General features: G+C 67.8%; 16 protein-coding genes. 10 read left to right on the forward strand and 6 right to left on the reverse strand.

The window, feature by feature from the left end; translation table 11 throughout:
• Nucleotides 1-13: 13 nt before the first annotated feature.
• From cysS to ACIPPQ_RS03360, 6 genes are all read right to left on the reverse strand, one after another.
• Nucleotides 14-1456: a cysteine--tRNA ligase gene (gene cysS / locus ACIPPQ_RS03335; protein ID WP_446542775.1), complete on the reverse strand. Its 1443-nt coding sequence runs from the start codon at nucleotides 1454-1456 to the stop codon at nucleotides 14-16.
• A gap of 49 nt (nucleotides 1457-1505) precedes the next feature.
• Entirely contained in the window at nucleotides 1506-9233 is a 7728-nt protein-coding gene (locus ACIPPQ_RS03340) for a hypothetical protein (RefSeq protein ID WP_446542776.1), read from the reverse strand.
• A gap of 29 nt (nucleotides 9234-9262) precedes the next feature.
• Nucleotides 9263-11086, reverse strand: a complete 1824-nt coding sequence (locus tag ACIPPQ_RS03345; RefSeq protein ID WP_446542777.1) for a ShlB/FhaC/HecB family hemolysin secretion/activation protein — start codon at nucleotides 11084-11086, stop codon at nucleotides 9263-9265.
• Nucleotides 11087-11268: 182 nt separating this feature from the next.
• Nucleotides 11269-12030 (reverse strand): hypothetical protein, encoded by a 762-nt coding sequence (locus ACIPPQ_RS03350; protein ID WP_446542778.1) that lies wholly within the window; start codon nucleotides 12028-12030, stop codon nucleotides 11269-11271.
• Nucleotides 12017-14107, reverse strand: a complete 2091-nt coding sequence (locus ACIPPQ_RS03355; RefSeq protein WP_446542779.1) for a CHASE2 domain-containing protein — start codon at nucleotides 14105-14107, stop codon at nucleotides 12017-12019. Before ACIPPQ_RS03355 ends, ACIPPQ_RS03350 begins: the two co-directional genes overlap by 14 nt.
• Before the next feature lie 4 nt (nucleotides 14108-14111).
• The gene (locus ACIPPQ_RS03360; protein WP_446542780.1) at nucleotides 14112-17216 is read right to left on the reverse strand and encodes a CHAT domain-containing protein; all 3105 of its coding nucleotides are present in this window, start codon (nucleotides 17214-17216) and stop codon (nucleotides 14112-14114) included.
• 208 nt (nucleotides 17217-17424) lie between these two features.
• Between ACIPPQ_RS03360 and ACIPPQ_RS03365 the strand changes: the two genes are divergently transcribed.
• From ACIPPQ_RS03365 to ACIPPQ_RS03410, 10 genes are all read left to right on the forward strand, one after another.
• Nucleotides 17425-17751 carry a DUF1476 domain-containing protein gene (locus ACIPPQ_RS03365; RefSeq protein WP_446542781.1) on the forward strand — a complete coding sequence of 109 codons (327 nt, stop codon included), beginning with the start codon at nucleotides 17425-17427 and terminating at the stop codon, nucleotides 17749-17751.
• A gap of 10 nt (nucleotides 17752-17761) precedes the next feature.
• On the forward strand, nucleotides 17762-17995 hold the full coding sequence (locus ACIPPQ_RS03370; protein WP_446542782.1) for a BolA/IbaG family iron-sulfur metabolism protein: 234 nt from the start codon (nucleotides 17762-17764) through the stop codon (nucleotides 17993-17995).
• Between the two features lie 49 nt (nucleotides 17996-18044).
• Entirely contained in the window at nucleotides 18045-18377 is a 333-nt protein-coding gene (gene grxD, locus ACIPPQ_RS03375) for a Grx4 family monothiol glutaredoxin (protein ID WP_446542783.1), read from the forward strand.
• A gap of 135 nt (nucleotides 18378-18512) precedes the next feature.
• A complete protein-coding gene (locus tag ACIPPQ_RS03380) occupies nucleotides 18513-18887 on the forward strand; it encodes a nuclear transport factor 2 family protein (RefSeq protein WP_446542784.1) in 375 nt (124 codons plus the stop codon).
• Between the two features lie 368 nt (nucleotides 18888-19255).
• Nucleotides 19256-19624 (forward strand): BlaI/MecI/CopY family transcriptional regulator, encoded by a 369-nt coding sequence (locus ACIPPQ_RS03385; protein WP_446542785.1) that lies wholly within the window; start codon nucleotides 19256-19258, stop codon nucleotides 19622-19624.
• A complete protein-coding gene (locus ACIPPQ_RS03390; RefSeq protein WP_446542786.1) occupies nucleotides 19621-21297 on the forward strand; it encodes a M56 family metallopeptidase in 1677 nt (558 codons plus the stop codon). The genes ACIPPQ_RS03385 and ACIPPQ_RS03390 overlap by 4 nt, the downstream gene beginning before the upstream one ends.
• Nucleotides 21298-21448: 151 nt before the next feature.
• Nucleotides 21449-22366, forward strand: a complete 918-nt coding sequence (locus ACIPPQ_RS03395) for an MBL fold metallo-hydrolase (RefSeq protein ID WP_446542787.1) — start codon at nucleotides 21449-21451, stop codon at nucleotides 22364-22366.
• Nucleotides 22366-23145 carry a hypothetical protein gene (locus ACIPPQ_RS03400; protein WP_446542788.1) on the forward strand — a complete coding sequence of 260 codons (780 nt, stop codon included), beginning with the start codon at nucleotides 22366-22368 and terminating at the stop codon, nucleotides 23143-23145. The genes ACIPPQ_RS03395 and ACIPPQ_RS03400 overlap by 1 nt, the downstream gene beginning before the upstream one ends.
• Entirely contained in the window at nucleotides 23142-23777 is a 636-nt protein-coding gene (locus ACIPPQ_RS03405; RefSeq protein WP_446542789.1) for a DUF4230 domain-containing protein, read from the forward strand. Before ACIPPQ_RS03400 ends, ACIPPQ_RS03405 begins: the two co-directional genes overlap by 4 nt.
• 66 nt (nucleotides 23778-23843) lie before the next feature.
• Nucleotides 23844-24557 carry an adenylate cyclase gene (locus ACIPPQ_RS03410; protein ID WP_446542790.1) on the forward strand — a complete coding sequence of 238 codons (714 nt, stop codon included), beginning with the start codon at nucleotides 23844-23846 and terminating at the stop codon, nucleotides 24555-24557.
• Nucleotides 24558-24570: the final 13 nt, after the last annotated feature.

Genomic DNA, 24570 nt, shown 5'->3' on the forward strand with positions numbered 1-24570 from the left:
TCGCGACAAGCCTCTAATTGGAGAGGCGCCAGTCCCATCCGAGCGGATCGCCGTCCATCACCTCGACCCCCGCCGCGATCAGTTCATCGCGCAGCGCGTCGGATGCGGCGAAATCCTTGGCCGCGCGCGCCTCCTTGCGGCGCACGAGCGTGGCTTCGATGTCTTCCTCGCCGATCGCCGCCGTCTTTGGGCGCACCCGCAGGTCGGCGCGCTCGATGGCGAGCAGGTCGAGCCCGAGCACGGCGTCCATCGCCGCGAGCGCCGCGCGCTTCTGGCCCGCATCGACCTTTTTCATCGCGGCGGCTTCTTCGAGCAGGGTCAGCGCGACCGCGGTGTTGAGATCGTCGGACATCGCCACGTCGAACTTCGCGAGCAGGTCGGTGAGGCGGCGGTCGGCCGGCTCGCTCGCTTCCGCCTCGCGGACCGGCGCGGCGGCCATCACCAGCCGCTTGAGCCGTGTCAGCGCGGCGCCAAGGCCTTCCCACGAAAATTCCAGCTCGCTGCGATAATGCGCCTGCAGGCACATCAGGCGATAGGCGAGCGGGTGGTAGCCCTTGTCGATGAGGAGCTGGACGCGCAGGAACTCGCCGCTCGACTTCGACATCTTGCCCGAACGTTCGACGAGGAAATTATTGTGCATCCACATCCGCGCGCCGCTGTCGGTCGAGCAGCTGTGCGCCTGGTTCTGCGCGATCTCGTTCGGGTGGTGGATCTCGCGGTGGTCGATCCCGCCGGTGTGGATGTCGAACGGAAAGCCGAGCAGCGCCTCCGACATCACCGAGCATTCGAGATGCCAGCCGGGCGCGCCGCGGCCCCACGGCGAATCCCACTCCATCTGGCGCGTCTCACCCGCGGGCGTCTTGCGCCAGATCGCGAAGTCGGCGGGGTGCCGCTTGCCGTCGACGGGGTCGATGCGGCTCTCGCCTTCATCGGTCCCGTGGCGCGCGAGGCGGCCGTAATCGGCGACCGTCGTCGTGTCGAAATAGAGGCCGCCGTCGAGCTCGTAGCAATGCTTGTCGGCGATGGTCTTTGCGAACTCGATCATCGCGGGAACATAATCGGTCGCGATCGACCAGTGCGCTGGCTGGCGGATGTTCAGCGCCTTGATGTCGGCCCAATAGGCCTCTGTATAATGTTTCGCGATGTCCCAGATCGACTGGGCGCGCTCGGCCGCGGCCTTTTCCAGCTTGTCCTCGCCCGCATCGGCATCGTCGGTCAGGTGGCCGACGTCGGTGATGTTGATGACGTGGGTGAGCTTATATCCCTTGTACGACAGCGTGCGGCCGAGCGTGTCGGCAAAGACATAAGCGCGCATATTGCCGATGTGCGGATAGTTATAGACCGTCGGTCCGCAGCTATAGACGCGTGCCTCGCCGGGGTGGACGGGCTCGAATGTTTCGAGGCTGCGCGTCAGGCTGTTGAACAGCTTGAGCGGCGAGGCAGGAGCGTCGGTCATCCCGCCGCCCATGCCTTGCGCCAAGGCAGTCCGTCAACCGAAACGCTCGCTACTGCCCCGTCGGTGCGGTCCAGAGATCGTCGTTGCCCGCGCCGGTCACCGGATCGTCGAGCAGCGGCTCGCCGGTCAGCGGATCGAGCTCGCGCATCGTGATCAGCGGCACCGGCAGGCTCTGGCCCTCGGTGCCGTCATCGCTTTCGGTTTCTTCCTCGATCACATCCTGCACCGGGAAGCTATTCTCGACGTCGAAGGCGACGGTCGTACATGCAGCCGTATTGGCGATGAAGCAGCCGTTGAAGGTCGAGCGCCGGTCATAGGTCCCGACGACCGGTGCCACCCCGCCGATGGTCAGCAGCCCGATGGTATCGAACCCGGTGACCTGGCCGTTCGGCCCCAGATGCACGCCGTTGATGACGATCCGCGATTCACCCTGCGTCGTCACGTTGAGCCCGCCGGCGCCGAAGGTCAGCCCGCGGCGCTGCGCCGTTTCGGTGCCCGCGCCGCTGTTCTGGACATAGAAGCCGCCCGCGACGTTGGCGCGGATGCCGCGTGCGAAAAGCGCGCCTTCGTCGAGGACGACGCCGTCGTTCTCGGCCAGCCGCGAGTTGATCGCGTCGATGGTCGTGGCGGCGCCGACAGCGGTGATCGCCGCCTGCGTCGCGACGATGATGTCGGCAGACACCATGTTGAGCTGGCCCGCCGGCGCCGTGCCGTTGACCAGCCGGACACTGCCCTGTCCGAGGATGACCTCGAGCGCATCGTCGGCGCGCAGGTTCAGCGCGTTGGCGTCGGTCAGTCCGGTGAGCTGGACGTTGCCGGTCACGCGCATCTTGCCCGGTGTGCGGATCGTCAGCGCGCCATTCGCGCCGAGGTTCGAATTCGACGCGCCGCCGGTCATGGTGAAGCCGTCGACGATGACGTCGGGCGGGGCGGCAGATCCGACCGAGGTGCCGCCCACCGCGGCGACTTCGGGCGCGACAATCTCGATCTGCGTGCCGTAGAGGCGCGTCATCTCGTCGGCACTCAGATGGTAGGCACCGGGCGACCCGGTGCCGCCGATGAAGGTCTGGTTGGCGCTGTTGTTGTTGGTGACCGACAGTGCCTGGGTGACGCCGGCGGTGCCGACGCGGCCGACAGATCCGATATCGATCGCGCCCGACGCGAGCGAGATCGACTGGCCCGTGACGACGCCCGTGATCCCGAGCGTCGTGCGCGCCGCGGTGCCGAGCGTTCCCGTCACGGTCACGCCGCCGAGGGTCAGCGAACCGCTCGTGTTTTCGAGCGTGGCATTCGCCGCGGTCAGGTTGCCGACGTTCATCGTCGCTCCCTGCGTGCGCAGGTCCGCGGTGCCCGCGACATTGGCGTTGGCGACCGACAGGTTGCCGGTCGAGCGGACATAGGCATCGCCGGCGTCGGTGGTGAGCGCCGCGAAATTCATGCCGCTCCCGCTTTCGATGCGGATCGCCTGGGCGCTGGCGTCGATCGCGCCCGTGGCGGCGAGGGCGCCGATGCGGATATTGCCGTCGGCGCTGTCGATGAGGGTCGTGCCGAGCGCGGTGACGGCGTTCACGTCGATGCCGCTCGCGCCGATGAGCGCGATATTCTGGCCCTCGACTGCGGTGAGGCCGATCGCCGTTACGCCGGTCAGCGCCACGTCGCCGCCCGCGCGGACACCGCCGCCCGCGATGCCCGCAGACGAATTGACCACGACATTGCCGCCTGCCTGCACCGTCGGGGTCGCAGCGCCGCCGGTCCCGGTGAGCGTCGCGAGGCGGACGTCCTGTGCGTTGATCATGATGTCGCGATCCGCAGCGACCAGACCGGTGAGGTTCGCGAGGCCCGCGGCATCGACCACGACGTCGCTGAATGCGTCGAGACCGGAAAGCGTCGTTGCGCCGCCCTGCGTGCGGATGCTGCTGTCGCCGCCGGTGGTGCCGAGTCCCAGCGTCGTGGCGCCGTTGACCGCAATGCTGGCTGCGGCATTGAGCAGGATGTCATCGCCCGCCGACAGCGCCGTCGCGTCGATCGCGCCGGCTGTCGATGCCATGACGATATCGGCGCCGTTGATGCCCTGCGTTCCTTCGCCCGTGCCGATCGTGAAGGTGGGGCTGCCCGATGCCGTCGAAAAGTCGAGAATATGCGTGTCGGCGCCGGTGCCCGTCGTGCGGACGTTGATCGCGGTGATGTTGCCCGGCGCGCGGACGGTGATGTCGTCGCCGCCCGTCACATTGGTCAGGTTCGCGGTGGTGCCGGCGAGGATCAGGATGTCCTCGCCCGCCGTACCGCCGTTCACCGCCGCGGCGCCCCCCGCGCTGACGCCGAACATGCGCCCCGCCGAACTGTTCGTCAGCGCAGCGTCGCCCGCCGCGACGACGAACAGATTGCCTTCCGCCAGGATGCCGTTGCCATCGACATAGCCGCCGTTCGCCTGCGCCGATGCGTTGATATTCGCATTGGAATTCAGGAAGATGTTACCCCCGGCGACATAGGTTCCGGTCAGGTCGTCGGCGGCGAAGATCGAGATGGTGCCGTCGACATCGGCGTTGTTCACCGCCACTGCGCCGCCCGTACCGAAGGCGAAGAAGGACCCGGTGCCCGTGACCGTGCCGGTCAGCGCGATGCTGTTGCCGAAGAGCGTGGTGTCGCCGCCCGCGTCGATCGACCCGCCGCGGATTCCTTCGGCGCCCGCCGCCGTTCCATCGGCGAACAGGTTCACGTTCAGGCCCGCGTCGACATTGTTGAAGACGATCGACTGGCCCGTGACCTGCACGAAGCCGCCCGCGCTCGAATTGCCCAGATCGACCGCACCCGGCGAGGTGATCGTGATGTCGCCGCCGGTGATGATCGAGTTGAGCCCGGTGCGGAAGCTGCCCGCGCTCGCGGTGAAATCATTGACCGCCTCGGCATGCTCGATGCTCGCGGCGCCGCTGCCGTTGATCGCGATATCGTTGGCGTCGAGCCGGTCGACGCCGATCGTCGCGCCCGGGCCTTCGCCGGTCAACGAGAGCGTGCCACCTGCGGCGAGCAGGCTGCCCGCGGCGCCGCTGATGCTCGTTCCCGCGACGATGGCCAGGTCGTCGGTGGTCTCCAGCGTCGGTGCGGCATTGGCACTGCGCTGGTCATGGCGGATGTCGACCTGGTCGACCGCGCGAAGCTGCGCCGTCTCGGCGACACTCACGCGTCCGTTGCCCTGTGCATAAAGGCCGATAGAACCGTCGGTGATCAGCGACAGGCTCCCGGCCTCGATCGCCCCGCCGTTGGCGCCAAGAAAGATACCCGTCGGCGCCGTGTCGGTGTCGTTGTTGGTCGGATCGGCGAGGCCGAGCACCTCGACGTCGAGGCTGGTGAAGTTGACCCGGCTGTCGCTGCGAATTTCGACACGGCCCGCCGTGTCGCCGCTCGCAAAGATATTGGTGTTGCCGAGGTCGATCAGTCCGGCGCCCGCGCTGGTCGTCCGCGCGTCGATATTGACGCGGCCGCCCGCGGTGCCGGCAAAGCCGCCGTTCGATCCGGGCAGGCTGCCGCCGCCGCCCGCAAGGCCGCCGGTGCCGCCGATTCCCGACTGGCCGCTGACATCGATTTCGAGGGGTTCGCCAGCCGTCGTGATCGTGCCGCCATCGGCGACGAGGCGCACCGATCCGCCGACACCGCCGCCGCCAAGACCGCCGTCGCCGCCGACATTGCCGGCGCCGAAGTCGGCGGCGCTGCCGTTGCCGCCGTTGCCGCCCGTGCCGGTGCTGTGGAGTTCCACCGTATCGCCGACGGACAGGCCGAGCGTCATCGCCGCGCCGTCGCGTGCGATGACTTCGATCGCGCCGCCTTGCGCGCTACCGCCGTTGCCGCCCGACGGCGCGACCGCCGCCGACGAGGAGAAGCCCAGGTTGCCGTTGCCGCCATTGCCGCCGGTGGCGCCGGTAATGAAATTGGCGTCCGTTACCCTGACGCTCGCATTGGCGCCGTCGGCGAGGACGCTCGACGTTCCGCCAAAGGCATTGCCGCCATTGCCGCCGCGGCCGTCACGGCCGTTGGTGCCGTTGCCGCCCTCGGCGGTCGAGTCGAGTGCGATCTGGAGCGTACCCGCATCGAAATCGTCGATGATCGCCTGTGCGATACCGCCATAGCCGTCGCCGCCGGCGCCGCCGACATTATGCGTACCGCCCAGACCCCCGATGCCCCGCGCGACGGCGCCGACGTCGGCGATCGTCCCCGACGTCGCTGCCAGCTCGATCGTCGCGCGTCCACCGCGGCCGGTGCCGCCGGTGCCGCCGACGCCGACGCCGGTCGCGCCGCCCGAACTGCTCGAGAAGAAGGAGGAGCCGCCCTCGCCGCCGATGCCCGACGCGTCGGCGATCACGCTGCTCGCGGTGACCGAACCGCCTGCCAGGTTGACGGTCGCGGTGCCGCCGGTTCCGTCGCCGCCATTTCCGGGCGTGCCCGGCGAGCCGCCGAAGCTGGAGAAATTGTTGAAGGCGCCGCCGGTGCCGCCGGTGCCATTGGCATAGGCCGCGATGACGCTCGCATCGACAATGGCGGTGCCGCCGATGTTGATGACCGCATTGCCGCCGATACCGGCGCCGCCGGCGCCGCCTGCGGTGATATTGGCCGGATCCTGATCGTCGCCGTCGAGGCCCGAACGGCCTTCGCCGCTTGCCGATGCAATGATGTCGGCGGCGGTGATCGTCCCGCCCGACAGGTCGATCGTCGCGATGCCGCCCCTGCCGGTACCCGACACGCCCGGTGCCGTGCCGCCGAAGCCATCGGCGCTGACGGACATGTCGCTGATCGACACGTCGCCGCCCGTCTGGGTGAAGGTCGCGGTGCCGCCGGTGCCGTTTGCACTGCCGCCGCTGCCAAAGCCGTTCGCCGACAGCTCGATGAAACCGCCCGACAGGGTGCCGCCCTGGATATCGACGGCGATCGTGCCGCCAAGGCCGTTGCCGCTGGTATCGATCGGTCCGCCCGGAACCTCGAATTCCACCGATGTGCGGCCGTCGGTCGTGGCAAAAAATTGACCATAGTCGATTGCGCTGCCGGTGGCTGCGGCGGTCTGGATCAGGATCGATCCGCCGGTGCCCGTTGCCGCCGCGCCCGCCGTGACCGCGCCGCCCGACGTCCCGGTGGCCAAGAGGTCGGCACCGATGCCGAGGTCGAGGCGGCCGCCATTGGCGATGAGCTGGATCGTTCCGCCCGTCGCGGCCGTGCCGGCCGCACTGCTGCCCGACGCCGCGCTGGCGTTGAACTGGTTCGTCGCGTCGAGCGTGGCGCGGATCTCGCCGCCATTGCGCGCGAAGAGGTCGATCGTCCCGCCGCGCGCGGTGCCGCCGGCGCCGGTCACGTTGACCGTGCTGCTGCTGGTATCGACGTCATAAACTTCGGCCACGATGGTCCCGCCATCGGCGAGGAAATCGACGTTGCCGCCGATGCCGTTTCCACCGCTTTGTGCCATCGCAAAGGACGAGTTTCCGCCCATCGCCTGGACGGTCAGGCGATTGCCCGTGGTAATCGTGCCGCCTGCGGTCGCGTTGACCGCGACATTGCCGCCGGTCCCCGCGCCGAAATTCTCGCCCGCGGTTCCCATGCCGACGGCGAACAGGTTGATGAAGCCGCTGCTGTCGATGGTCGAACCGCCCGTCGCGGCGAGCGTCACATTGTTGGCGCGCGCGTTGCCCGATTGCCCGGTGGTTCCGCTGGGGCTCGTCCCATTGCCCGCCAGCGCCGATGCGTTGAGCGTGATCGCCGTGAACTGGGCGTTGACGCCGCCGTCCACCGTCAATTGCGTCGTACCGCCCAAGGCGTCGCCGCCGCTCGCATTCTCGCCGCCGCTTGCATTGCCGCCGCGGCCGAGCGCGCTCGCGCCGAGCGCGCCGAGCGAAACGGTCGACGACGCGCCGGTGTTGATGAGCACTTCGGCGGTGCCGCCCGTGCCGTCGCCGCCATTCTGGCTCGTTGCAAAGCCCGCGAGACTCCCGCCGCCGTCGCCGCCGGCCTGGACGAAGCTTTGCGTCGTCGACAGGAAGGATCCGGCACCCGACACCGTGATACGCGCGGTGCCGCCGGTGCCGTCGCCCGATTGGGTGGCGCCGATACCGCCGATGCCGCGGGCATCGATCGAAAGCAGGGCCGCGGGACCGACGGCCCCGCCGTTCGACACGGTCAGGCTGGCCGTCCCGCCGACACCGTCGCCGTTGGTCGCCGGCGGTCCGCTGGCGAAACTATTGTCGCCGCGCCCGATCGCGTTGATGAAGATGTTGCCGGCGGTCAGCGAACTGCCGCTGTTGCTGACGGTGATGCTGGCATTGCCGCCGCGGCCGTCGCCGGTCGTGCCGCCCGACCCCTCGTCGGAGGTGCCGTTCGCCTCGACGGTTACGCCCGACGAGGTGACGCTGCCGCCGGTGATCGTCAGGCTTGCGGTGCCGCCCTGGCTGTTGCCGGTCACGGCGTCGGGGGTCCCTGTGGCCCGGACGGTGAGTCCGCCCGGCGCCGAAAGCGTGCCGCCGGTGACGTTGACCGCGGCAACGCCCGGCGTGCCACCCCGGCCGCCCGACTGCACGGTGAAGGTGCCGGTGGCGCCGCCCGACTGGTTGGCGCCGATCGAAACTGTCGCGCTGGCATCGCCGATGAAGGTTCCGTTGCCTTCGACGAAGAACTGGCCTGCCGACGACATCGGCGGCGGCGAACCGGGAAGCGTCTGCGTCGGCTGCGCGGCAAAGACGTTGCTGGCGCGCGCGATCGTGCTGCTGAGGAACCGCGTGTCGCCCGCGGTAATATTGGCCGCGGTCGCGTTCGCGGGCGTCGCCGCGAGTTCGCCGCCGACGACATTGTAACCCGCCGACAGACGTACCCCGCCGTCGACCTCGGTGGCCGACACGGCATCGTCATAGCCGATCGTGCCCGATACCAGCATCGTGACCGCGTCATTCTTGGGAATGGCGACCATATAGATGCGGTTCTGGTCGATGTCGCCGTCCTGGTGCCCCGGACCGGTCGTCGTCCCCGTGTGCGTGATCACGTTGCCGCCCTCGACGCCGCGGGTCACATTGATATCGAACAGGCCGTTGTTGATCCGGATGTCGGCCACTTCGGCGGCGACATAGGCCGCCGATCCATCGACGCGGACGGCGCCGGCCTGGACGACGCGCGGCGCGACAAGCGCGACATAGCTGCCGCCGGGATTGCCGACCTTGTTCGCGTTGATCGCGCCGTTGACGGTGATGGCCGAGGTGCTGCCCGCCGTGCCGTTAAAGCTGATCGTCGTGCCAGCGGTGGAGATGTCGTTGGTGGTGAGGATGAGGCTGCCGACATTGATGACGCCGGTCGCGCCGATCAGGATGCCGCCGGCGTTATAGAACCAGATATTGCCGCCGCGCGGCCCGGTGGTCGACCCGACATAGCTGTTGACCGTCCCGTTCAGCGCGATCTGGCGGCTGAGCGAGCCGCCGCCGCTGTTCACGAAGCGGTTGAGGACCGTATAGTCGCCGGTGCCGACGAAGTTCCACGTCGAACCGGCCGGCAGAAGGTTGATGTCGCCGCCGGTCGGTGCGGGGTCAGTGGGCACCCAATTGATCACATTTTGCAACTGGGTAACGGTCGTCGTCGTCGTGGTCCCCCCACCGCCGTTCGCCGTACCTCCACCGGTTGTAAACGTGCCGGTCCCTGCCACCTGCGCCAGCGCGGGGCCGCCACAGGCCAAAGCCATCATTCCGGCCGCGACCGCGCAGCTCGTGAGCAGGCGCCGCTTGCCGGTGCGGATCGGCGCGGGAGTGACGGTGGCACGCATGGCGTTTGTCCTCGATGCAGAAGTCATGGTCAGCGCGCCCTCACGCCGAACTGGGTGGTCAGGGAAACGAGCAGCCGCGGGTCGGGCTTTTCGGTGAGGAAGCCGCCGCGGTTGAGCGGCACCGCCATGGTCACGTCGAGCCGCGCGAGATCGCCATAAGCGGCGCGTATCCCGCCGCCCGCCGAGAAGAGTTTCTGCGGATTGAGGCCGTCGAAAGCGCTGTCCTTGTTCCACACCCACGCTGCGTCGAAAAAGACGAAGGGCTGGAAGGCGAAGCTTTCGGTGTTGGCCGGGACGAACGAGCCGTAGCGCGCCTCGAGTGCCACCGCGACGCCGCTGTCGCCGATCACCGTGCCGGGGTCGAAGCCGCGCCCGACGGTGAAATTGCCGCCCGAAAATTCTTCGTAGGCGAGCAGCGGATCGCTCGCCCATTGGGCGCGGGGCGCGGCCGACAGGGTGAACAATTTGGCAGGGCGCCATTCGGCGAGCGCGTTCGCGCGAACGAGGAAGGCGTCGGGCTTGCCTTCGATGCGGGTCAACGGCACCGCGCCGGGCAGGAAACAGGCCGCGCCGCCGGGGCCGCAGTCGTCGCTGGCGCCGAGGAAGCCGACCCCCTGCCGCGCTTCGAGCGATGTCGAGAGCGACCAGCGCGGTTCGGCGGGGCCGAAGCCGCCGCGTCCGGCGATCGATGCCGGATCGATCCAGCTCGCGTCGGCGCGCACGTTAAAGACGCGCAGCCGGTCTTCGTTGATCGGCACGCTGGTCAGGCTGATGTCCTGGTCGATGAAATCGAGCCCGCCGCCGATCGTGACGCGGTTCGCCTGCGTCAGGACGAGCGGATAGGTGGCGAACAGGCTGACGATCTGCGTATCGGACTTGATCGGAAGCCCGGTGATGTCGGGACGCGTCCACGCATAGGTATAGCTCGCGCCGAAGCGCAGCCCTTCGCCGCCGACGCGAAATTCGTGCGCGACCTGGACGACCTTTTGCTCGTCAAAGTCGGGGGTCGCGTAAAAGCTGGCGGTGGTGAGGTCGCCCATGCCGGTCAGGCCGGCAAAACGCGCGCGCGCAATGCCGCCCCAGCGGCCGACGTCGCGCGATCCGAAATTCTGCGCGTTGAAGTCGAACAGGAAGGGGGTGCGGGTGACGGTGACTTCGCCGACGACTTCGCCGGGGACCGCGCCGGGGCGCAGCGTCAGGCGCGCGTCCATCCCCGGAATGTCGCGTGCGAGCAGCAGATAGCGTTCGGCTTCGACGATGTTGAACACCGGCTGGTCGTCGAGCCGCGACAAGTAACGCTGGAGCAGTCGTTCGTTCGCCCCGGCGTCGCCGCGCACCTCGATGCGCGCCATCCGCGCCGCGAGGATGTCGAGCTTGACGACGCCGTCGCCGATCGTCTGCGGCGGCACGCGGACCGCGGCCAGATAGCCTTTGGACCGCAGAATAGTCGCGGCGCGGTCGCGAATGTCGCACACGGCGGAAATCGGCAATTCCTGTCCGGCACGGTCGGACCAGCTTGGCGCGAGCATCGCATTGTCGATGCCTTCGACGCTCGAAAATTCGACCCCGCGCAAGGTGAAGCGGACGTTGGCGAATTCGGGATTGGCGAGCGGGCAGGGCGCGCGTTCGACCTCGTCGTCGATCGCGACGATCTGTTCGCTCGGCTGCGCCGCGGGGGGCAGCGTCGGACGCTGGATTTCCTCGCGTGTCGGAATCTGCGGCGTTGCCTGCGCCATCGCTGCGGCGGGCAAGGCCGCGGCGATCAGCATCGCGGAACCGGCCAGCGCCCTGCGGATCACGGCGCCTTTGCGCGCGTTGATCCCGTCATTCCCCATATCCCCCGACACGGCCATCACCACCCCTTGCGTACGGGCGCGCCGCGACAGTCGCTGCACGCCAACTCCACTGCTCCGCCGGCGAACCGGCGGCGCGAATTGCGACCCAAGGAAATGTTACCGCCGCGCGACTGGCGGAATTTCCTTGGATGAATATCAGATGGATAGGGCGGTTACAATGGCCGCCCCACCCACGCTGTTCAGCCGGCCTCGGCTTCCGACATCGTGTCGACCAGCCGGTTGAGCTGCGGCGAGCAGCCCTTGGCCATCAACAGCTCGATCGATCCCTCGACCGTGTCGGGCGCATTGTCTATCGACGTGAAGCGCACCGTCACCGGCCGTGCGAGGCCGCCGCCCGACAGGCGATAGTCGGCGCCATATTGCACCGGCAGCACGTCGGTCGGCCATTTGCGGAAATTCGCGCCGTCGACGATTGCGACGGTCGCCTTCTTGCCCGCGCTTTCGATTTCCAGCGCGGTGTCGCCTTCCATGTCGGGGCGCCACAGCATCAGGGTTGCGGGATCGGCGACGCAGAAGGTTCCGCCTTCGCGATAGTCGAGCAGCCACAAATTGGGCGCGCGAACGTCGGCTGGCGCCGGTGCCGCCAGGTCGCCGCGGGTGAACCCCCCGCGCGATCGCATCGTCGGCCCCTTGGCGAGCATCCGCGTCACATTGCCGCCCAGCGATTGGCTGGCCTGCACGGTGCCGGTGGCGCCGAAGGTGCCGGGGCCGGACAGGGTGCGGGTCTTGCCCGCCTGCATCAGGACGACCTTGTCGCCCGCGACAAGGGTCAGCTTGTCGGCGGGTTTCAGCTTGGCGCCGGTCGGATATTTGGCCGCGGACGGTCCGGTCGAGCGGACGACCATCGATTGCGCGGCAGCGGCGGTGACGATGGTCACCGCTGCGATGGCGGCGACGGCGGAGAGGCCGAGGCGGCGCATCCGGAAATCAGGAAAGGACATAGCTTTCTCCCTCTTTGGTCTCGTTCAGACGTTCTATCAGAAACATGATGGCTGCATCCTGACGGAAATCCGCCTGTATTGCTGTGGCACAGGTCACATAGGCTTTTTTGTCGCCCCCGCCGTGCGCGGCGACCAGCGCCGCGATGCGCGCGCGCTGGCCGGGGTCGAGGTCGGGGCGCGGGGTGAAGACGTCGACCGGCTGCGCGCGGCCGCGCAGCGTGACGCGTCCCATCGGCACCAGGTCGTCGCGGCCCGATCGCGCCGCCGCTTCGGCCGAGATCAGGACGCCGGTCTTCAGGCTCTTGTTCGCCGCCTCGAGCCGCGAGGCGGTGTTCATGCTGTCGCCGAGCGCGGTGTACTGGATACGCCCCTCGCCGCCGAAATTGCCGACGATCGCGTCGCCGACGTGCAGCCCGACGCGCGTCATGCCGATCGGTGGGACGTCTTCGGCGGCAAGGTCGACGCGATATTTTTCGCCTGCCTGATACATGGCGAGCGCCGCGGCGGCGGCCCTTTCGCCATCGTCGGCGCGGCTCAGCGGCGCCCCCCAGAAAGCGACGATCGCGTCGCCGACGAACTTGTCGATCGTCCCGCCATGTTCGAGCACGATGTCGGACAGCCGGTCGAGATATTCGTTGAGCAGCCGCGCGACGGTTTCCGGCGTCACCGCGTGGCTCAGCTTCGTAAAGCCTTCGAGGTCGGTGAAGACGCAAAAGATGTTGCGCCGTTCGCCGTGGAGCGAGAGCTGGTCGGGATCGCGCATGATCTGCGCCGCGACGTCGGCGGGCAGATATTTGCCGAGCGCCGATTGCGCGAAGGCGCGCTGGCGCGACCCGATCGTGCGCGCCGCGGTTCCGACCGCAGCATAACCGAACAGCCAGCCGATCGCCCAGCCAAAGGTCGGCAGCGTCATCGTGTCGACGCCGCGGCCCTGCAGCCAGAAGGGAAAGGCCACGAAAAAGGCCATTTGACCGAGGAAGGCGAGCGCCACCCAGCGCGCGCGCAAATCGATGAGGCTGGTCAGCCCGCCCGCCACCACGATCAGGACCGCCAGCACCCAGAGCGCCGGCCCCGCGAGCGGGCGCGACCAGGCATTGTCGAGCTGCTGCGCCAGCATATGCGCGTGGACTTCGAGCCCGATCATCGTTTCATGCTGCCCGGTGATCGGGTCGACAAAGCGGCTCAATGGGGTGTTGAACTGATCGTTGTCGATGATGTCGCCGCCGATCAGGATATAGCGGCCCTTGACCAGTTCGGCGAAGCCCGCGCGCATTTCGGCATCCATCGGCATCGCGAAAGTGTCGATCGGGATATTGGCAAAGACCGGCTCTTCCTGCCCCTTCGCCGCCCGCGCCGGGACGAGGAAGCGGATATTGCCCTGGTAGTTCGCATAGGCCGGATCGACCGGGGCAAGCGCGTTCGACATGAGAGGCGGCAGGTTTTTCGGCCGGTCGGGCCAGCGGCGGATTACGCTGTCGTCGTCGGTGCGGAACAGCACGCTCGTCGGCTTCGTCTTCGCGGTCGCGACGTCGGCGATATAGGCTTCGAGATATTTCTGCTGTTCGTAAAAGATCGTGTTCGGGTTGCTCGCCTGTTCGGCATAGGCGAGCCAGGTCGGGGTCTGCATCGCCCGCAATTGCGCCTTCAGCACATCGTCGTCGGGGCGCGGCGAGTCGAAGGCGATATCGATCCCGATCGCTTTCGCCCCCATCTGGTCGAGGTTGCCGAGCGCGTTCGCCAATATTGTCCGGTCGAGCGGCGAACGGATGCCGGTGTTGAACAGCGTCTCGTCATTATAGGTGACGAGGGTGATGCGCTTGTCCTGCTCGACATGCGGCGCCATCAGCGTCGCGCGCGCGTCATAGAGTGCGCGTTCGGCGGCATCGATCAGCGGCATCTGCCAGCTGAAGCGCGCGATGAGCATTGCTATCACAAGGAAGACGATCGTCGCCGCCATCCGCGACGGGCCGAGCTGCATGACCAGCCGGCGCACGCGCTTGCGCAGCGGCACGGCGGCCCGCTGGCCGTCCGGCACGGCCGTGTCCGCCGCGGGAAGGGTGGCTTCGGCTGCGTTCATCGGGTCAGCGGGCGGCGCGGCCGGCGGCCTCTCCAGTGCGGGCGGTCGCCGCGGTCGCCGTCGCGCCGTGCAGCAGCGGCTGCGCGCCGTCGCCGATGATCGCAAAGCCCGCCCAATAATAGGGATGCGAGGTCTGCTTGTCGTCCATCAGGCGCTTCTGCGTGCCCCACAGCGCGTCGGCGACGCTCGTCCCTTCGTTGGCGGCGAACAATCCGCCGATCAGCCGCTTGGTCGCGTCGAAATCGTCGGGCGCGGGCCAGTGGCTCGCGATCACCGACCGGCCGCCGGCGCCGATGAAGCTGCGCACCAGCCCGTCGAGCGCATTGCCGCCGCCGCTGGACAGCCCGGCTTCGCGCGTCGCCGAAACCGAAGCCGCGCCCGCGGTGTCGCATGCCGAAAGGATGACGAGGTCGGCGTCGATCTTGAGGTCGAAAATCTCCTGGAAGGTCAGCAGCCCATCCGAATCGCCGCCGCCGAAGGAGGTGACGAGCGCGGGGCGCGCGGGGCAGGCGGGACGCGGCGCGGTGACAAGGCCGTGCGTCGCGAAGTGGATGATGCGATAGTCGCCAAGGTCGGTGCGGTTTTTCACCGCGGTGTCGGTGAAGGCGCCGCCGGTGAGCAGCGTGCCCGCCGCCGGGCCCATCGCGTTGCGCGCGGTGACCAGCTCGTCGGCCGAGATCGGGCGCGACCATTGCGCCACGTCCCACAGGCAATCGCTGTCGACGCCGCCCGCGACCGCGCCGCGGGTGCCGGTCGAGGGCAGCAGCTTGCCATTCACCGGCAGATTCTCGCCGAGGCCGAAATATTGGTTCGCTGCCTTCGACGGTGCGGCTTGCCGCGCATTGCGGAAACCCAGCGTCGAGACTGCGGTGCTCGGCCGTGTCGTGCGGCCGAGCCACGCGATCTGGCGCATGTCGAACGGGTCGGCGTCGGGGTCGATCACCCGCTGTTCATAGGCGGCAAGCCCGGTGTCGGCGGTGACGAGCAGGTTGATCGGCAGCCGCAACATCCCCCCGTCGGGTTCGAAGATCAGGTGCGGCACCGTCGGCAGCCGCGCGGCGACCGGGCCGAACAGCTGGCCGTAGAGCTTGTACGCCGTTGCCGCGTCGAACGGATAGGTGACGCGGCGGCCGCTCTCGACGATCGAGATGGTCGAGCGGATCGTATCGACCGCGGTGTCGAGGCCCGCGGCGCTGATGTCCGCTTTCCAGAGCTGCGCGCTGCCGGGTTCGATCAGCATCGCATAGACCGCGTCGCCGACGACGAGCATCTTCAGATAGGCTTCGTCGGAACGCAGCACCTTCTGCAATTCGACAAGGTCGAGCTTGCCCTGTGCGACGACGCGATATTGCGGGAAGGCCGACAGCGCCACGACGGTTTCGGCCTGCTGGAACGCCAGATTGTCCAGCTGGGTCTTGATGTCGGCGCGCAGCGCGTTGATTTCGGCCGATTCGGGAAGCTGCGAAAGGCGCGCGTCTTCGATGCGCGCGCGTTCGATGTCGCGGTTCAGTGTCGTCGCCTGGCGGAACAGCCGCGCGCCGTCGTCGCTGCCGCTCGACAATTCGCGCGCCAGCACCGCCTGCGTGTCGGCGACGCCGGGGCGGACCTGTAGCTGGCTGGCGACGAAAAATTCGCCGGCCGCGGTCGCGTCGGTCGCCGAGCGGCTGGCGAGCAGCCGGTAATAGGGCGCCATCATATTGGCCATGCCGGTGGTCGAACGCTGCGACCCCGCGAGCGCGGTTACGACCTCGCGATAGATGGCGATCGCTTTGTCGTCCTGTCCCTGACGGGTCAGGAAAGCCGCGTAACGCGCGCGCGCCGAGGCGAGCGCGTTGGTTTCGGGATATTCGATGGCGAGCGCGTCGACCGATTCGCGAAAGCGCGCGTCGGCGGCGCCCTTGTCGCCCAGCGCTTCTTCGGCGAGCGCGAGTTCGCCGAGCATCTGCGAACGCAGGCGGATGATCGAGGTTACGCGGCCCTGCCGGACCGCAAGCGCATCCGACAGGCCCTTGAGCTGCGCCGATTTGGCGGCCTCGGCATTGCCGCGGAGCCGTTCGACGGTGCCGAGCAGGTGGATCGCCTGCGCATCGATGATCTGCGCGCGTTCGGCGGGGGCAAGGCGCTCGCGGTCGCCCGTCTGGCGGACCGCGCGGGCGTTGGCGCCGCTGTTCACGCCGGCGACGATTTCGGGGGTCAGCGTCACCGCGCCGCCCGCGACCGTCACGCCGCCCGCCAGCGGCGCGACGGGTTGCCGCAACAGGTTTGCGGCGCCGTCGTAATCGCGCTGGTTCAGCGCGTTGATCGCGCGGAAGTTGCGGCGCAGGCGGACCTGGACGGGATCGCCGGTCGGGATGGCCTCGACCTCGGCGAACAGCCGCTCGGCTTCCGCAAATTCGCCGAGGTTCGAGCGTTGCAGCGCGCGATTCAGCGTAAACTCGGTCGGGTCGATATCGGCGGCGGCCTGTTCCTCGAGCGTGCGGCGCGACAGCGCTTCGAAAAATTCGGCGGCTTCGGCATAGTCGCCGCTGTGGTTGCGGCGATATCCCTCGGCCAGCGCCTTGTCGACGTCGATCGCCCCGGCAAGCGTGCGGGCGAAGCCGTCGTTGCCGCCGACCGATGTCGTCGCGACCTTGATGACACCGGGGACGATCTTGTGCTGGCGCACCGATTCAAGCGCGATATTCAGCGCGTCACCATAGGCCGCGAAACCCTCGACGCTATAGACGTTGCTGCCGTCGCTCTCGATCCGCGTCGTCCACTCGATATTGCTGTCCCGGACGGTGCACGTACCCCCGGCAGCGCAGCTGATCGTGCCGGCGCGGCCCTGTGCGATCCGCGCGCGCGCTTCGTCGGGGCTGGCGCGGAGCAGGCGGACATAGCCGACGGGCTGGCTCGCGTCGCGGCAGATGATCGTCCAGGCGCGGTCGAACATGCCCTTGACGACGCCGTCGCGGACGGTGGCCTGCACTTCGCACAGCGAGCCGCCTTCGCTGCCGATCGAAAAACTGTCGCGAAGCGTCGGATCGGTGCCCTGCGCGAGCGCGGTCCCGGGTGCGGCAAGGGCCAGCAGCGCCAGGACCGGCACAAAATGCGGACGTCGAACGGTCATCACCAAATCCCCCAAACACATGCGTAAAGGCCCCGTGCCGGCGCATGTCCGGCAAGGTGCAGTCTTTGTTGCTGCGGTACGACCCATTCCCTTGGCCGCGACCCTAACCCCTTCGTCTGAAAAAGGGAAGTGATCTGCCGCACAGGCGGCTTGCGCCGGTGGGGCGGGCCACCTATCTGCGGGGGACAGCTTAACCGGTGAGGACAAGATGAGCGCATTTGACGATCGTGAACGGGCCCATGAAGCGAAATTCGCACGCGACCAGGAGGTGCAGTTCCGGATCACCGCGCGCCGCAACCGGCTGGTCGGCGAATGGGCGGCCGAACGCATGGGGCTGACGCCCGAGGAAACCGACGCTTATGCCAAGGCGGTGGTGCAGGCCGATTTCGAAGAAGCGGGCGACGAGGACGTCATCCGCAAGCTCGCGGGCGACCTGACCGCGGCGCAGGTCGAGATCAGCGACGCCGAAATCCGCGCGGTGCTGAACGACAAGACCGCCGAAGCGCGGCGTCAGTTCATGGACAACCAGAACTGAGGCGATCCAGATGGGTATGCGCGAGGAAGATTTGCGGGCGATGATCGTCGGGGCCTTTCCCGATGCCGAGGTGACGATCACCGATCTTGCCGGCGACAACGATCATTATGCGGCGCATGTCGTCAGCGCCTCCTTTCAAGGGATGACGCGCGTTGCGCAGCACAAGGCGGTCTATGCCGCGCTCGGCGGACGCATGGGCGGCGAACTTCATGCCTTGCAATTGACCACCGCCGTCCCTTCATAGGGGCCATATATATTTGCGGCGCGACGGCGCGCCCGCCCGGAGACTGACGATGACCGACCCGACCACCCACGACCGCATTGCCAAGCTGGTCGCCGACAACCCCGTGCTGCTGTTCATGAAGGGCACGCCGCTGTTCCCGCAGTGCGGCTTTTCCTCGCGCGCGATCGCGATGCTCGACCGGCTCGGCATCGAATATGACACGGTCGACGTGCTCCAGGACATGGAAGTCCGCCAGGGCATCAAGGAATTTTCGGACTGGCCGACGATCCCCCAGCTTTACGTGAAGGGCGAATTTGTCGGCGGCAGCGATATCATGATGGAAATGTGGGAAGCCGGCGAACTGCACCAGCTGATGGACGGAGTTCCGACGCGCGCCGAATAGGCTGTTCGGTTCCGGGCGCCCGGATCATTTCCGGACCGGCTTGCATGGCATTTCGGGCGAATCCGTCGTTCGCGCAGTCGCGAGCGCCCGTGTACGCGCCCGGTGAAACGCCGCGGCGCCAGAAATGGACAGCTTATGAATAGCCATCGACTGGCGCTCGATCTCCTCGACTGGAACCGGCGCCACCTCCGGCATGACGCCTGTCTGGGCGAGGCGGAGATCGCCGAGAAATTCGCCGCAGCCTTCACCGTTCGTGCGAACGGACGTACGCATCCCGCCGATCACCCCGCCTATCTGGCTTTCCTCGACGGCTTTCGCGCGACGATTGCGGCTATCGACTATGACGTGCGGCAGGCCGTCGTCGACGGCAGGTCGGTGGTCTTGGCGATGACGGCCACGGTTCGCCGTCTTGATGGCGATGTCGACCGGTTCGAGGCCATGCTCCTCCTGACTTTCGATCAGGATGGCCGCGTCGAGCTATGGGACGAGGTTTATCTGAAGGCCGAATGACGCCGCACGCCCGGTGCAAATAAAAGCCTCCGGGGGGCGGGGCCTTTCGGCCGCTCCGCCCCCCGTCAGCATCGGGGGCAAGTGGGGATTTCCCGGGTGGGGGCAGGGGACATCAGGGACCAGACTGATGTCCCCCACCGCTCCATTGAGCGGAACACTCGGGAACATAAGACAATATACAATTGCCGTGCCAATCTGGCGCCCACGCGGATTCCGGCGCGAGACGCTGGTTAGCGATTCCTTACCGCGCGCGCGCATTGTCAAAAATCCCGACACTTTGCCGTTCAGCTTCGTTCAGCAAGCGTTCAGCCCATTGACTACATCTGTAGTCGTATCGCAGACAGGCGATGCCAATGGGAGGGGTTCGCATGGCAGAACGAGCAAGCGAGTCGGAGATGCAGGTGCTGTCGGCACTGTGGGACGAAGCCCCGCAGACCGCCGCCGACCTGACCTCGCGCATCGGCAAGGTCAACGGCTGGACGCAGGCGACGGTGAAGACGCTGCTCGCACGGCTGGTCCAGAAGGGCGCGGTCACCGCCGAAGCCGACGGCCGGCGCTATCTCTATAGCCCCGCGATCGAACGCGCCGACGCCGTCGGCGAGGAATCGCAGCGCTTCGTCGACCGCCTGTTCGGGGGCCGCGTCAGCCCACTGATCGCGCACCTCGCCGATCGCGAGGCGCTGACCGACACCGACATCGCCGAGATCGAGGCGCTTTTGAAGAGGCTCAAGTCATGAGCCCCGCAATGCTGCTTCAGGCATGGGCCGATACGCTCGTCACCACGGGCCTCCTCGTCCTCCTCGTCCTGATCATTCGCAAGCCCTTCGCGCGCCATTTTGGTCCGCGGCTGACCTATGCCCTGTGGGCGGTGCCCGCGCTGCGGCTCGTGCTGCCGCCCTTGCCCTTCGCCGATCCCATCGTGATCATGCCCGCGCCGATGACCGAAGCGGTCGTGATGGTGCCCGAAGGACTGCCGGTCGCGGCGCCCGCGGCGGCGGCCGAGCCGCTCTGGTCGCTGGCCGAGCTGATCCCGGTCTTCTTCGCCCTGTGGGCGGCGGGAATGGCGGCCGTGCTGGTCACTGCGCTCGTGTCGCACCAGCGTTTTCGCCGCGAAGTGCTGGGCGATGCGGTCGAACTCGAACCGATCGGCACGATCCGGCTGGTGATGTCCGACGCGGTCGACGGTCCGGTCGCGTTCGGGCTGTGGCGGCGCTACGTCGCCGTGCCGCATGATTTCTTCGCGCGTTATGTCGCCGAGGAGCGCGCGCTGGCGATCGACCATGAGCTGTCGCATCACCGCCACGGCGATCTGTGGGCGAATAGCGCGGCGCTCGTGCTGCTCGCCGCGCAATGGTTCAATCCCTTTGCCTGGCGCGCCATCCGCGCCTTTCGTTTCGACCAGGAAGCCGCATGCGATGCGCGCGTGCTGACGATGGCCGACCAGGACGAACGGGGCGAGCGCACCGCGCGCTATGCGACCGCGATCGTCAAGGCGGCGGTCGGCCCGCGCCTGTCGCTCGCCGCGCCGATGGCGGTCCACGATAATCTGCAGGAGAGGCTCACAATGTTGATGAGGCAGGATATTTCGAAAAAACGCGGGCTGGTCGGCCGGTTGCTGATCGGCAGCGCGACGCTCGCGGTACTTGGCGCGACCGCGACGCTCGTCCCCGCGGGGATCGTGGTGGCAAGGGCCCAGACCGCCGATGTCCCCGCGGCGCCGCCCGCTCCCGACGCACCGCCGCCGCCCGAGGCGCTCGCAGCCCCCGACGCGCCCGGCGTGATGGTCTTCACCGAACAGCGCGACGATACCGCGACCGACGATGGAAAGAAGAAGCGCGAAGTGCACCGCATCGTCATCCGCCGCGACGGCGATGGCGAAGGCAAGGCGCCCACGGTGATGTTCGCCCCCGCCGACGGCAAGGACAAGATGCGTCGCATCGAGATCCGTTCGCACGGCGGCCTGTCGCGCGACGATGTCATCGCCACGCTCAAGGAACAGGGCGTCACCGGCAAGCGCGCCGAGGCGATCGCCGACAAGCTCGAAGCCAAGCGCAGGGAGCGCCTTCGCACCGCCATGGCACCGATGCCGCCGATGCCCCCGATCCCGCCCATGCCCGTTCGCGCCTGGACGATGGACGGCAAGGCGTTCGTCATGGGCAAATGCGGCAGCAAGCAAAACGCGCCGATCGTCAACCGCGACGAAAGCGACGGCAACAAGCGCAGCCACGTCATGATGTTCGCGTGCAGCGACGGCCCCGAAGCCAAGGCAGCGCGGCTGTCGGCGCTGAAGAAGGCGCGCGAAGCCTTCGCCGAAGGCGAACGTGCGCGCACCCTGTCCGAAGACATGCGCACGAAGGTCGCCGCCGACCTCGACAAGGCGATCGCCGAGATAGAGAAATCGGGCAATTAGCCCGAGCAGCTTCGACGCCGGTCTTTGCTCCCCGGTGGGGCCGGCGGCAGGGGCGGGGAAAGGGAGTGACGTATGTCGCTCCCTTTTTCACGCCCCCTCTTTTTGACGCGCATGTCTTTTCCTTCGCCCCTTGCGATGCCACATGGGCGGCATGAGCGAAGAAAAGCCCTGGCCCGACAGCATCCGCGCCGGCGACTGCGAACAGCATGAGCCGCTGGTGCGCCGTGTGCTCGCGCCGAACCCGTCGCCTTATACCTTCACCGGCACCCAGACATGGATCGTCGGCGCGGGTAGCGACGTCGCGGTGATCGATCCGGGCCCCACCGGGTCGGGCCTCAGCATCGGCGACCCTGCCGACATCAACGGCACGGGGCATGTCGATGCGATCCTGCGCGCGATCGAAGGCCAGCGCGTCGCCGCGATCCTCTGCACCCACACCCACCGCGACCATTCGCCCGCCGCCGCGCCGCTGAAGGAAGCGACCGGCGCCCCGATCATCGGCTGCGCGCCGCTGGCGCTGTCCGACGATGGCCCCCGCGCCGATTCGGCGTTCGATCCCGACTATGCCCCCGACCGCGTCCTCGCCGACGGCGAGCGGATTTCGGGCGACGGCTGGACGCTCGAGGCGGTCGCGACCCCCGGGCATACGTCGAACCATCTCTGCTTCGGGCTCGTCGAAAGCGGCGCGCTGTTCACCGGCGATCATGTCATGGCGTGGTCGACCAGCGTCGTCAGCCCGCCCGACGGCGACATGGCCGCCTATATGGCCAGCCTCTCGAAACTCTATGACCGCGAGGACCGCGTCTATTATCCGGCGCACGGCCCCGCGGTGACCAAGCCGCGGCAGCTCGTGCGCGGGATGCTCGGCCACCGCAAGCAGCGCGAGCGGCAGATCTTGCGCGAACTCGAAAAGGGGACACGCGTCATCCCCGAGATGGTGAAGCATATGTACAAGGGGCTCGACCCGCGACTCAATGGCGCCGCCGGCCGCTCGGTGCTCGCGCATCTGATCGACCTCCAGACGCGCGGCGCCGTGCGCGTTCAAAACGATGAATGGACGCTCGCCTGATGCTGCTTCCGCTTTTGATCGCCGCCGCGCAGCCCGCCGCCGTGTCCGATCCCGTCGTCATCGCGCTGGTGGCAGGCGAGGGCGACCGGAAATGCCTTCCCGACAAGAGCCTGTGCCTCGACCTGCCCGCGCCGGCAAAAGCGGGCGAGGCCGATGGCGCGCTCGTCCTGACGGCGCCGATGACCGACGATGTGCGCGATCTGCCGCTCCCGTACAGCCGCGATGACGGTCAGTCGCTCGACCTCTGGCCATATCTGATCGCCGTGCCGCCGCACGGTGACGCCTCTACCGATGCGCGCCAATATCTGATGGGGGTCGTGACCAGTCAAACGGCGATGTATTCGGGCGGCGGCGGTAACGGCAGCCGGCTGCACCTGCTGCGCCTCGATACGACACCATCGAACATGCGCGTCGGCGACGAGGTGCTCGATGTCGTGTGGGACAGCTCGCTGATGATCCGCGCCTGTTTTTCGGAACAGGCGATGAAGGATCGGCGCGACGCCTGCCACGACGAGTATAATTTCACCGGCACGCTGTCCGCCGGGCTTGCAGAGGCGGGCGAGCTCCCCGCGCTGACCTATCGCGCGGTGGCGACCGCCTACCCGCGCACTGCGCGCCGGTCGCAGGACAATGGCGGACTGCGGCTCAAGGCGGCGGACCTCGTCCACGCGAAAGACCCCGAGTGCAGTTATGAACGTACGCTGCGCTATAACCCCGCGACGTCGCGCTATGAAATGGACCGGCCGGCGCCCGATTGTTCGGATTATACGACACCATGACCACCTCCCCCGCTCGCCTCGCCCCCCGTCTCGTCCTGCTCGCCGCCGCGGCGCTGCTGCTCGTCGCCGTCTGGTGGGCGGTCGCGGCATGGCAGGACTGGCAAAAGGGTTACGACCCCGAAACCGTCGTCGCCGCGAGCCTGCAGGGCCTCCAGGAACAGAATGTGCTCGTGCCTTTCACCGCGCGCTATGTCGCGGTGGTGACCTCGACGCAGAGCCGGATGGGGCTGAGCGCGAAGAAGACGCTGATCATGCCGGGCACGGTCCGCTATGAGCTGGATCTCGGCAAGCTCAGGCAATCGGACCTCGATTGGGATGCGGCGACCAGTGCGCTGACCGTCACCTTGCCGCCGCTGCGGCTCGCTGGGCCCGAAATCGATATCGACGCGATCAGCGAATATCGCGACGGCGAGATATTGCTGACCCTGACCGATGCCGAACGCACGCTCGACGCCGCCAATCGCAAGCGTGCACAGGAGGAACTGATCGCGCAGGCGAAGGGGGCGACCCCGATGCGCCTCGCGCAGGGCGCGGCGCGCACCGCGGTCGAGCAGAGCTTTGCAATGCCGCTGAAAGCCGCCGGTATCGACGCCAAGGTGACCGCGCGCTTCGCCGACGCCCCGACTGGGTAAAACCCGGCTTCCGTATCTTTGGTGCGGTGCTATTCTTCGGCCCGGGTCGGGCAGGGGAAACAGGGCATGGCTACGACAGCGGGGGGCGCCGCGCGCGCCGAACTTTTCTGGCATCGCATGGCGATCGGCCTCGCGATCTTCATCGTCTTCGGTTTCCTGCAATTCGCGCTGCGGGGCTTTGTAGATCCGGTCGCGGCGCCCTTTTGGGTCCATGTCCACGGCGTCGCGATGCTCGCGTGGCTCGCGCTGCTGATCGCGCAGCCGACGCTTGTGTCGCGTGACAATCTGGCGCGGCATCGCCAACTTGGGCGGATCGGCGGGCTCCTCGCGATCTTCATTACCTGCCTCGGCATTTTCACCGGCATCGCGTCGCTGGTGCTGAACCGCTTCCCGCCCTTTTTCACGCCGCCCTATTTCCTCGCGCTGACGGTGACCGAGTCGCTGGTATTCGGCGCGATGGTCGCGTGGGCGATCCGGCGGCGCGGCGCGACCGACTGGCACCGGCGGCTGATGATCGGGGCGACGATCGTGATCCTCGAACCCGCGCTGGGACGGCTGCTCCCGATTCCGTTGATGGGACCCTGGGCGGAGCCGGCGGTGGCGCTGTGCCAGCTGGCGGTCGTCGCGATCGTCGCGGCCTATGACCGGCGGACGCGCGGCGCGGTGCATCCGGCGACATGGGCGATCGGTGCGGTTGTCATTGCGACGCGCGTCGCCATATCGCTGTTGGCGATGACGCCCCCTGTCATCGCGCTCGCGGAGCAGCTTGCCGGTCGATAGCCGAATTGCCCTC

Source organism: Sphingopyxis sp. LARHCG72 (assembly GCF_052871675.1).

Excerpts from the sequence above, each read along its gene's own strand:
- cysS (WP_446542775.1), bottom strand. The coding sequence starts at position 1,456 with ATGACCGACGCTCCTGCCTCGCCGCTCAAGCTGTTCAACAGCCTGACG.
- ACIPPQ_RS03340 (WP_446542776.1), bottom strand. The coding sequence starts at position 9,233 with ATGCGTGCCACCGTCACTCCCGCGCCGATCCGCACCGGCAAGCGGCGC.
- ACIPPQ_RS03345 (WP_446542777.1), bottom strand. The coding sequence starts at position 11,086 with ATGGCCGTGTCGGGGGATATGGGGAATGACGGGATCAACGCGCGCAAA.
- ACIPPQ_RS03350 (WP_446542778.1), bottom strand. The coding sequence starts at position 12,030 with ATGTCCTTTCCTGATTTCCGGATGCGCCGCCTCGGCCTCTCCGCCGTC.
- ACIPPQ_RS03355 (WP_446542779.1), bottom strand. The coding sequence starts at position 14,107 with ATGAACGCAGCCGAAGCCACCCTTCCCGCGGCGGACACGGCCGTGCCG.
- ACIPPQ_RS03360 (WP_446542780.1), bottom strand. The coding sequence starts at position 17,216 with ATGACCGTTCGACGTCCGCATTTTGTGCCGGTCCTGGCGCTGCTGGCC.
- ACIPPQ_RS03365 (WP_446542781.1), top strand. The coding sequence starts at position 17,425 with ATGAGCGCATTTGACGATCGTGAACGGGCCCATGAAGCGAAATTCGCA.
- ACIPPQ_RS03370 (WP_446542782.1), top strand. The coding sequence starts at position 17,762 with ATGGGTATGCGCGAGGAAGATTTGCGGGCGATGATCGTCGGGGCCTTT.
- grxD (WP_446542783.1), top strand. The coding sequence starts at position 18,045 with ATGACCGACCCGACCACCCACGACCGCATTGCCAAGCTGGTCGCCGAC.
- ACIPPQ_RS03380 (WP_446542784.1), top strand. The coding sequence starts at position 18,513 with ATGAATAGCCATCGACTGGCGCTCGATCTCCTCGACTGGAACCGGCGC.
- ACIPPQ_RS03385 (WP_446542785.1), top strand. The coding sequence starts at position 19,256 with ATGGCAGAACGAGCAAGCGAGTCGGAGATGCAGGTGCTGTCGGCACTG.
- ACIPPQ_RS03390 (WP_446542786.1), top strand. The coding sequence starts at position 19,621 with ATGAGCCCCGCAATGCTGCTTCAGGCATGGGCCGATACGCTCGTCACC.
- ACIPPQ_RS03395 (WP_446542787.1), top strand. The coding sequence starts at position 21,449 with ATGAGCGAAGAAAAGCCCTGGCCCGACAGCATCCGCGCCGGCGACTGC.
- ACIPPQ_RS03400 (WP_446542788.1), top strand. The coding sequence starts at position 22,366 with ATGCTGCTTCCGCTTTTGATCGCCGCCGCGCAGCCCGCCGCCGTGTCC.
- ACIPPQ_RS03405 (WP_446542789.1), top strand. The coding sequence starts at position 23,142 with ATGACCACCTCCCCCGCTCGCCTCGCCCCCCGTCTCGTCCTGCTCGCC.
- ACIPPQ_RS03410 (WP_446542790.1), top strand. The coding sequence starts at position 23,844 with ATGGCTACGACAGCGGGGGGCGCCGCGCGCGCCGAACTTTTCTGGCAT.